Here is a 9,058-nt window from a genome sequence, read left to right as displayed (position 1 = left end):
ATGTGGTGGCTCATCATGATGAGGAAGGACAAGTAAATCTATGTGCGTATATCGTGTGGAAGAAAGAGAGTGAGCCGGAGAAAATAAGACGAAAGCTGGCGCAAACTCTACCAGAATATATGATTCCTGTACATTTCATGACAATAGATGAGTTGCCTTTAACGCCAAATGGAAAAGTAAATGAACAGCTGCTTCCAATACCTGAAAAAGAAATAGAGGAAGAATATGTACCGCCTTGCACAGAGACTGAAAAGACGCTCGTTTCCATTTGGCAGGAGGTGCTGGAGACAAATCTAATTGGGAGAAATAGCCACTTCATTAAAGCTGGTGGACATTCCTTAAAAGCTATAGATTTAATGAACAAAATCAGAAAGCAACTATTTACAACAATTTCTTTACAGGATATTTTTGAATATCCACTCTTAAAAGAGCTTGCTAATAAAATTGACAAAACGGGTCAAGCAAAAAAAGAAATCATATCAGTGGCTAAAGAGGCCGAAGAGTACCCGATGACCTCTGCACAAAAACGCATTTATGCAGTTAGTCATTTAATAGGTGCTGACACAACCTATAATATGCCTATTGTTCTAACAGTGCCATTTAAGCTGGAAAAACAAAAGACAGAAAAAGTGATTAAAAGAATAATAGAACGTCATGAAAGTTTACGAACCTCTTTCCAAGTGAAAAATGGCGAAGCAGTACAGGTAGTTCATGCTAACTCTGATTTAGATATAGAAGAAGAAGTACTGAAAGCAGATGAGGTGCCTTCACGGATTTCTGCGTGGACTAAGCCTTTTAATTTGAAAAAAGCACCTCTCATGAGAGTAAAAATAGCGAAGGTAGACAATGGAGAGCATTTGCTGTTTTTGGATATGCATCACATAATTTGCGATGGTGTATCAATAGATATATTACTAAATGAATTCTCCTCACTGTATGCTGATGAAAAAGCTGAACTTCCTGTTGTACAGGTGCAGTATAAGGACTATGCAGTATGGAAGCAAAAACAAGATTACAGCCAGTCGAATAATCATTGGGAATCTATTCTGGATGGTCAGCTACCTGTGTTGAATCTACCGACTGATTTTAGCAGGCCAAAGGTTCAACAGTTTGAAGGAGATTATATATCGATTTCAATTAATCGAGAAGTGGGACGTGGTCTTCTAGAGAAGCTGCAAGAGCAGGAAATGACACCTTATGTTTTGTTCCTGGGATTGTATCAGATACTTCTTCATCGATATTCAGGTCAGAATGACATTCTAACAGGAACCCCGGTTTCAGGGAGAGGTCAAATGGGCCTAGAAAATACAATAGGTCTATTAATGAATACACTGCCCATTAGAACAGTTACAACACCACAGATGTCGATAACTAGCTTTTTGGAGCAGGTGAAAAATCAAGTATATAGCATGATGAAATATGCTGATTATCCGCTCGATGAATTCATTGAACGTAAACAGATTAAAAGAAATCTTAATCGGAATTTATTATTTGACACAGTCTTTTCGTTTCATACAGAAGAGGAAGTTTCTTTATGGACACCACTTCAAACAGATCAAAAGACAGCGAAATTTGATTTGACATTTGAGGTCACTCAGTTAAACGACGAATTTCACATCAATATTGAATACAGTACAAACCTATTCCGTGTAGAGAATATTGATAGGATGGCTAGACACTATGTGGAGCTCGTTAAGCAATATCTGACGGGAACGGAGCAGTACTTATATGAAATTGATTTTCGTTTAGATGAAGAAAAACAATTAATTGAGCGTGTAAATGATACTGCTTATCCATTGTCGGTTAATCAGACGGTGTGCACCATGATGAAATTATGGACTGAACATCACCCTGATAGCGTAGCAGCGGTGCATCAAGATAAAATTTTAACCTATAAGGAATTAAACGAAAAGGCTAATGCAATTGCCGATTGGCTTGTGCAGCAAGGGATCAAAAAAGGTGAGATGATTGGAATTATGACAAATCCATCATTCAATATGCTGGCAGGAATTTTCGGTATTTTACAGGCTGGAGCAGTTTATGTACCTATAGACCCAGCATATCCTAAAAAACGGATTGACTATATCTTGAAAGACAGTGAAGTCACCTTCTTGCTGACTGAATCTGAGTATAAGAGTTTGCTAACAGGGTTTGAACAGGAAGTGGTCTTTATGGATGTCCATCATTTTGAGAAAAATGGATTGTCCAATTCTATTACAGTACAAGGGCATGATGTAGCTTATATGATTTACACTTCCGGCTCTACAGGAAATCCAAAAGGTGTCATGATTGAGCATCATTCATTAATGAATTTGGTTCAGTGGCATCAAAGGAGATTCCAATTAACAGAGGCTGATCGTTGTTTGAAATTTGCTGGTTTTGGATTTGATGCCTCTGTATGGGAGATATTCCCTTGTTTGTCTTATGGGGCATCTCTTTACATCGTCGATGCTCATGTACGACAGGACATATATCAGCTAAATGATTTTATTGAACGTCACCAAGTTACGATTGCATTTATGCCTACGGCCTATTACGAACAATTTTCTCATTTGACAAACAGCTCACTTCGCATCCTCTTAACTGGCGGTGAAGCGTTGAAGACTTGTAAATCGCATTCTTATAAACTTGTCAATAATTACGGACCAACAGAAAATACAGTTGTTTCCACAAGTGGTGTAATTGAAAGCGATTCTAACATAACTATTGGAATCCCAATTGATAATTGCCGGGTATTCATTGTCAATGATCAATTCCAAGAGCAACCAATAGGAGTAACGGGAGAAATTTGTCTTGCAGGAGCTGGACTAGCAAGAGGGTACTGGAATCGTCGTGAAGAGACGAAAGAACGTTTCATACATCATCCGGTTACAAAAGAACGTTTATATAGAACAGGAGATTATGGGCGATGGACATCAAATGGAACAATTGAATACATTGGAAGAGCGGATGAGCAAATTAACATACGCGGATATCGTGTCGAATTGCAGGAAATTATACATGCTATAAAAACGTTGCCCGGCATAAAGGACGTCTATCTTTTACAACATAATATGGGTACGACAGCTGAAAGATTAATTGCCTACATTATTTGTGATCAGCCATTTTTCGTTGACGAAATAAAAAGCCAGCTTTCAGAAAGGCTTCCAGATTATATGGTTCCTTCACAATTTATAAAGCTGGATTACTTTCCTTTAACTGAAAATGGAAAGATAGATAAGATAGCACTGCCAAAACCGATACAAGTAAAAAATGATGCAGAGCAGCAAATAGAGCCTAGAACGAAACTTGAAACCGAAATGAGAGAGATCTGGGGAGAAGTTCTAAATATACCTTCTACTTCTATAGGGATTCATGATGATTTCTTTGAACTTGGCGGAAATTCTATCAATATTTTAAAGATTCTTGCCTTAACGATGGATAAGGACTGGGAGATATCGATTCAAGACTTTTTTGACGGAAAAACGATAGCTGCTATCTGTGATCAAACGGAAATAGAAGAAAACCAAATCGATGATAGTGTATATGTCCGTCCAGCAGAGCTTTGTTTGATTGATGATAAAAGGCTGCATAGTAAAAGTGGTGTATTTTTGACCGGGGCAACAGGATTTTTAGGCATTCATTTGCTGGAAAGGTTACTACGTACAACACAGGGTCATATTATCTGTTTAGTAAGGAGAAATAAGCAATATACAGCAGAAGAGTGGCTCAAACAAGTCTTTTTACAATACTTTCCGAAGGATATGGACTTGATAGAACAAGCATCAGACAGATTAAGTATTGTTGCCGGAGATTTAACAAAAGAACGATTCGGCTTAACCTATGACATATACGAAGATATTAAAAAACGGACAGAGCATATCTTTCATGCCGCGGCTAAAACGGACCACTTTGGACAGTTTAACGAATTCAAAGAGTTCAATATAAATGGTACAAAAAGAATATTGGAATTTGCAGGCGACAATAAAAAACTTCATTATATTTCGACTATGAGTGTAGCAGGTCATGTCGCAAAAGGTGAAGAGGAAAGAGTTTTTACTGAAGAAGACTTTTTCATTGAGCAGGAGATAGATGACAATGTTTATGTGAAAAGTAAATTTTTAGCTGAGCATGAAGTCATGCAGGCCGTTGCTCGTAAAGAGGTGAATGCAACTATTTATCGCATAGGATTGATTACAGGGCGACACGTGGATGGATGCGTCCAATTGAATTTGAGGAAGAATGCATTCGCAAATACACTTGAAACTATCTATCATCTAGGAGCTGTTTCAGAGGAAATTGTTGGCCAGTTATTAGATGTTTCACCAGTGGATTTATGTAGTGAAGCAATTTTAAAACTTGCCTCCTCTTATAGTAATAAACCTGTTTTTCATATTTATAATCCGTATAAAATTAATATACAGAAAATGTTTAATTTAGGAGGCATTGAAATAAATAAGGTGCCAGATCATGAGTATGAATTGCTAGTAGAATCCTATGCTAATGAAAAAAACTATCAAAAGATTTTAGGGTTTACTTATTATATTGTGAAGGAGAATGAGGCATATCGTGCCGTAGTAAAAAGTAAATGTGATGTAACAGTTCACTATTTAAAACAGTGCGGTTTTGAATGGCCAGAGCCTTCAGTTGATTATATAAAGAAACTATTTTCAATGATGAGGGAAAAAGGATATTTTTTAGAAATGCATATAAAAAACATTTAATAGGATAGGTATTACCCTCACTTTTCTTATGAAAGGTGGGGGGATTGTTTTAAGGGGGAACGATAAAATGCTTATGTTAAAAGCAGAAGGGTGTAAAGCTACTAGAAATGAAAAGGTGATTTTTGAAAACGTTCATTTAGATATTGAAGAAAAGCAGAGAGTAGCCATTATTGGCAGTAATGGTGTTGGTAAAACGACATTGCTTAAAGCACTATTTGGTAAGGTGCAATTAGAAAAGGGAAAAATTATGAGAAGGTATCCTGCAGATGCTTGGGGATGGGTTGAACAGATGGAGGAACTAGCGGATGTGACCCTTTATGAATATGTTAGTTTGGTTCGTCCTGAGCTGGCAACTTATCAAAAGAAGATTGATGAGCTTCAAAAAAAGATGTCGATTGTAACAAAAGAGGAGCTAGAAGGCTTGATGGAGGAATACACGACATTTTATGAGTGTTTTATCGCAATGGATGGTTTTCAATTTCAAACGGAAATTGAAAAGCACCTGAGTCAATTACAGTTGCCCCCAGCAAGCTGGTACATGCCTTATAGTCAATTAAGTGGTGGAGAAAAAACTAGGGCGCAATTAGCTAGGACGATGCTCAAAAATCCAAAATTTTTAATTTTAGATGAACCAACCAATCATTTGGACAAAGATGCAATTGAATGGCTTACGAATTGGATTAAAGCTAGTGATACAACCGTATTGTTCGTTTCTCATGATAGACATTTTATTGATCAGGTGGCTGATGTAACGTATGAGTTGACAGCAGGAGGAACAAAAAAGTACAAAGGCGGTTATTCAGCATATAAAAAACAGAAGGATCATGAAATATTAACCCATCAGAAACTTTACGCCAAACAGGAACAAAAAAAGAAAGAGTTATTAGAGTCAATTAACCGTTATAAGCAATGGTTCCAGCAAGCCCAAAAATCATCTGGAAAAGATGATTCTGCTGCGCAAAAAAACAATTTCTCATCGAGGGCAACGAAAAGCGCCTCACGATTTAAGGCGCTTGAAAAAGCATTAGATCGCCTTGAGAAAAATAAAATAGAAAAGTACAAAGAAGCAGATCGAGTGAAGCTTGATTTTCATGAAACAGATTTTGGAGCCTCACGTCTTTTGCAAATACGTCAAATGACATTTGGATATGATGGTATTCCTATTTTTAAGGATTTTAACTTAGATGTGAAACGCTCCGAGAGATTAGCTGTAATTGGGCCAAATGGTTCCGGGAAAACTACTCTACTTCAGCTTATTTTAGGACGGAAGCAGCCGGAAGAAGGAATGGTACAGCTTCATCCTAGATGTAAGGTTGGTTATTTTTCACAAGAGCTTAGTGATCTGGACGGAAGCGATACAATATTGGATCATATTATGAAAATCCCTAATTTAACTCAGACAGAGGCAAGGACAATTCTCGGCTGTTTTCTGTTTAAAAGAGATAATGTGCTCAAAAGAATATCTCATTTAAGCATGGGTGAAAAATGTAGGGTCGCCTTTGTAAAATTATATTTCTCCGGCGCCGACTTACTCATTCTCGATGAACCGAATAATTATTTAGATATTGAGACGAGAGAGACGATTGAAGAGGCGCTTCAAGAATTTCCAGGTACGATAATTGCTGTTTCACATGACAAATATTTTTTGAGAAAAATTGCAGATAGAATACTAGATTTAGGAAGCACAAGCAAAAGAGTATTTGAAGGCTCTTATTCTGATTATGAGCGGGAGAAACAAAATAAAGAATCAAAATTAACAGTAGAAATGCAAAATGAACTTTTCTATTTGGAAATCAAGAGGCAGAATTACTTGTCAGATAGTCCTGTAAATGAAGAAGAGCAAGAGGAGATTTTAGCAAAAATTTACGAAATTAATCAAAAAATCGACAAAATTAAAAAGCAGGCTTATCGTAATTAATAAAAATATGCAGGCTCATAAATCCAGCAGTTGTTGGCAAAATTGAAAACTTTTCTTCATATTATAGGATGCTAGGTAAAGAAATGAAGTACTAATTCTATTATTGAAACGGAGGAGGGAGCGATATGGTAAATTAAAGTATTTTAACATAAAAAATCCTCATAACACAGACTTATAAGCAATTTTAAGTTATGCATATTCCTATTTCAGGTATAAAATTTTTAAATGAATTAATGTTGATAAATCTAATATATTTAAAGATAAATAATAATAGGAGAATGACATATGGTTTCAAAAATTAAGCTTTTTTGTTTTCATCATGCAGGTGGGTCTTCGTCAGCCTACTACAATTGGAAGGATTATTTAAACAAGGATATTGAGATTATCCCTATTGAATTAGCGGGAAGAGGGAAACGTTTGAAAGTGCCCGTATATACAAGTATGGAAGAAGCGGTATTAGATATTTACGATTTGATGAAACCTAATTTAGATGGTTCTCCATTTGCGATGTTTGGACATAGTATGGGAGCTTTATTAGTATATGAAATGATTCAGAAAATCCATGATGTCAAAGGAATAAGTCCAATACATGCATTTTTCTCAGGGCGACTACCTGTTCATACTATAGATCAGCAAAAGCGTTACACTTTACCAGATCAAGAACTAAAAAAATACATAGTAGACTTAGGGGGAATTCCATTAGAATTACAATCTTATGATGAAATATTAGATATGTTTCTCCCGATCATTAGAGCAGACTTTAAACTAGTTGAAACTTATGAGCTTAAAGGAAAAATAAGTCCTTTTACATTTAATATTTCTATTCTATACGGTTACGATGATAAGCTAGTAGATAATCAAAGATTGATAGAGTGGACTGATTATACTAGTAAACAATGCTATTTTTATGGATATCTGGGAGGGCACTTTTTTATTAATGATTTTACAGAAGAAGTTGTTAAAGTAATAAATAAAACATTAAGTTCATCCGATTTTCAAAGTAAAATATTATAAATGAGACTTTAATATTTCTATGTTTTTTATAGGGGAATTATCAGAAAAACACCAAAAAGGGAATGACTTCTCTTGTTTCTTCTCCAATTTTTTTCGTAGTTTTACACGTTGGTACTCGCACATCTATTAAAGAAACTTAAAAGGTTTATAAAGGTGGTGGAATTTAAATGATAGAAGTATATATTGTAAGAATTCCTAATAAAATAGAAACTAGATTATTTAAACAATTACTAGGTTATGTTTCTAATGAAAAGCGAAAAAAGATTGAGAACTTCCACAGGAAAGAAGATAGTTATAGGGGGCTTATTGCGGACCTTCTTGTTAGAAGTTTGATTATAAGAAAATATAGTATTTCAAATGAAGAAATTGAATTCAAAAATAATCTTTACGGAAAGCCGTATTTACATAATTTTTCTAATTTAGAATTTAATGTTTCTCATTCGGGTGATTGGGTTGTTTGTGCTGTAGATAAATTTTCAATTGGTATAGATGTTGAATTGATAAAGCCAATTGAATTTGAAATAGCAAAAAGCTTTTTTGCAGAGGCAGAATATAATGATTTGCTTTCTATAGATCCACTAAGGAAACTAGATTATTTTTATGATCTTTGGACTATAAAGGAAAGTTATGTAAAAGTTTTAGGAGAAGGATTAACAATTCCTCTTAATTCCTTTTTAGTTAAAAAACATGATTTTAAACAAATTGAAATAATAAAAAACAATAAAAAAACCCCATATTTTGTTAGACAATATGATATTGATGATCAGTATAAGTTATCAGTATGCGCTATGCATAATAATTTTTCTGTTAATCCTCAACATGTTAATTTTTTTAGTATAGTGAAAGAAATAATGGGTAAAGAGGTATTATTTTAGTAGCAGGTCATCAATTGGATTAACAAATTGTATATATGAATGTAAGTATTAAACCAACCTTAACTACAACTGTTTTATAATATGATAAAAGTATCAAAATACTTCTAAATCTATCTTGCAAAAGGACACACCTACGCATACATATGCCATTGGTGTGTCCTTTTTTTCGTTTTCTATAAGTTTCTGAAAAAAGAGCGGGAATGGGAATTGTTTATAGAATTAAAAGATAAGGGTTATGATTGGAAAGATATCAATGATTGGATACTGTCTATTGAAACAGGGTACTCCAAACATGGAAATAAACTAGTCATATATTAGTAACCGTTTTACATTCTAATAAGACAGGTGAGGGGAATATAGGATGTCAATCATTCGAAAGTATCACATTGCAATTGCTTGGATGATAGCTACTAGTGCAATGCTCATAAGTTTGGTTTTTGAATGGATGAAGTTTCCAAACGTTTTAGGACGTGTCTGTCACCGACTATTCCTCTAGCAAGAATAGGTGGTGATGAGTTTGCGATCATTGTCCATAACCAAACAGAGCA

At 35.0% G+C, this 9,058-nt stretch carries 5 protein-coding genes and 2 pseudogenes; all 7 read left to right on the top strand.

Annotation, left to right across the window (positions count from 1 at the left end; genetic code table 11):
- The first annotated feature begins 2 nt into the window (after positions 1 to 2).
- Entirely contained in the window at positions 3 to 4,703 is a 4,701-nt protein-coding gene (locus tag HFD78_RS28680) for a non-ribosomal peptide synthetase family protein (protein ID WP_346986746.1), read from the top strand.
- A gap of 67 nt (positions 4,704 to 4,770) precedes the next feature.
- The gene (gene abc-f, locus HFD78_RS28675; RefSeq protein WP_000928862.1) at positions 4,771 to 6,621 is read left to right on the top strand and encodes a ribosomal protection-like ABC-F family protein; all 1,851 of its coding nucleotides are present in this window, start codon (positions 4,771 to 4,773) and stop codon (positions 6,619 to 6,621) included.
- Between the two features lie 285 nt (positions 6,622 to 6,906).
- The gene (locus HFD78_RS28670) at positions 6,907 to 7,635 is read left to right on the top strand and encodes a thioesterase II family protein (protein ID WP_000253754.1); all 729 of its coding nucleotides are present in this window, start codon (positions 6,907 to 6,909) and stop codon (positions 7,633 to 7,635) included.
- 167 nt (positions 7,636 to 7,802) lie between these two features.
- Positions 7,803 to 8,510 (top strand): 4'-phosphopantetheinyl transferase family protein, encoded by a 708-nt coding sequence (locus tag HFD78_RS28665; RefSeq protein ID WP_000573884.1) that lies wholly within the window; start codon positions 7,803 to 7,805, stop codon positions 8,508 to 8,510.
- Between the two features lie 108 nt (positions 8,511 to 8,618).
- Positions 8,619 to 8,828 carry a hypothetical protein gene (locus HFD78_RS30205; RefSeq protein WP_370624736.1) on the top strand — a complete coding sequence of 70 codons (210 nt, stop codon included), beginning with the start codon at positions 8,619 to 8,621 and terminating at the stop codon, positions 8,826 to 8,828.
- Between the two features lie 43 nt (positions 8,829 to 8,871).
- Positions 8,872 to 8,967: pseudogene (locus tag HFD78_RS28660) on the top strand (disulfide bond formation protein B); the annotation flags it as partial.
- Positions 8,952 to 9,058: pseudogene (locus tag HFD78_RS30200) on the top strand (diguanylate cyclase); the annotation flags it as partial. The pseudogenes HFD78_RS28660 and HFD78_RS30200, both read left to right, overlap by 16 nt.

The organism is Bacillus sp. EKM501B (assembly GCF_011800505.1).
Lineage (GTDB): Bacteria > Bacillota > Bacilli > Bacillales > Bacillaceae_G > Bacillus_A > Bacillus_A cereus.
Note: the sequence above shows the minus strand (reverse complement) of the source record. Positions and strands in the feature narration are given on the sequence as shown.

Bases quoted from the DNA above. Each gene is read 5' to 3' on its own strand.
- HFD78_RS28665 (WP_000573884.1), top strand. From the start codon at position 7,803: ATGATAGAAGTATATATTGTAAGAATTCCTAATAAAATAGAAACTAGA.
- HFD78_RS28670 (WP_000253754.1), top strand. From the start codon at position 6,907: ATGGTTTCAAAAATTAAGCTTTTTTGTTTTCATCATGCAGGTGGGTCT.
- abc-f (WP_000928862.1), top strand. From the start codon at position 4,771: ATGCTTATGTTAAAAGCAGAAGGGTGTAAAGCTACTAGAAATGAAAAG.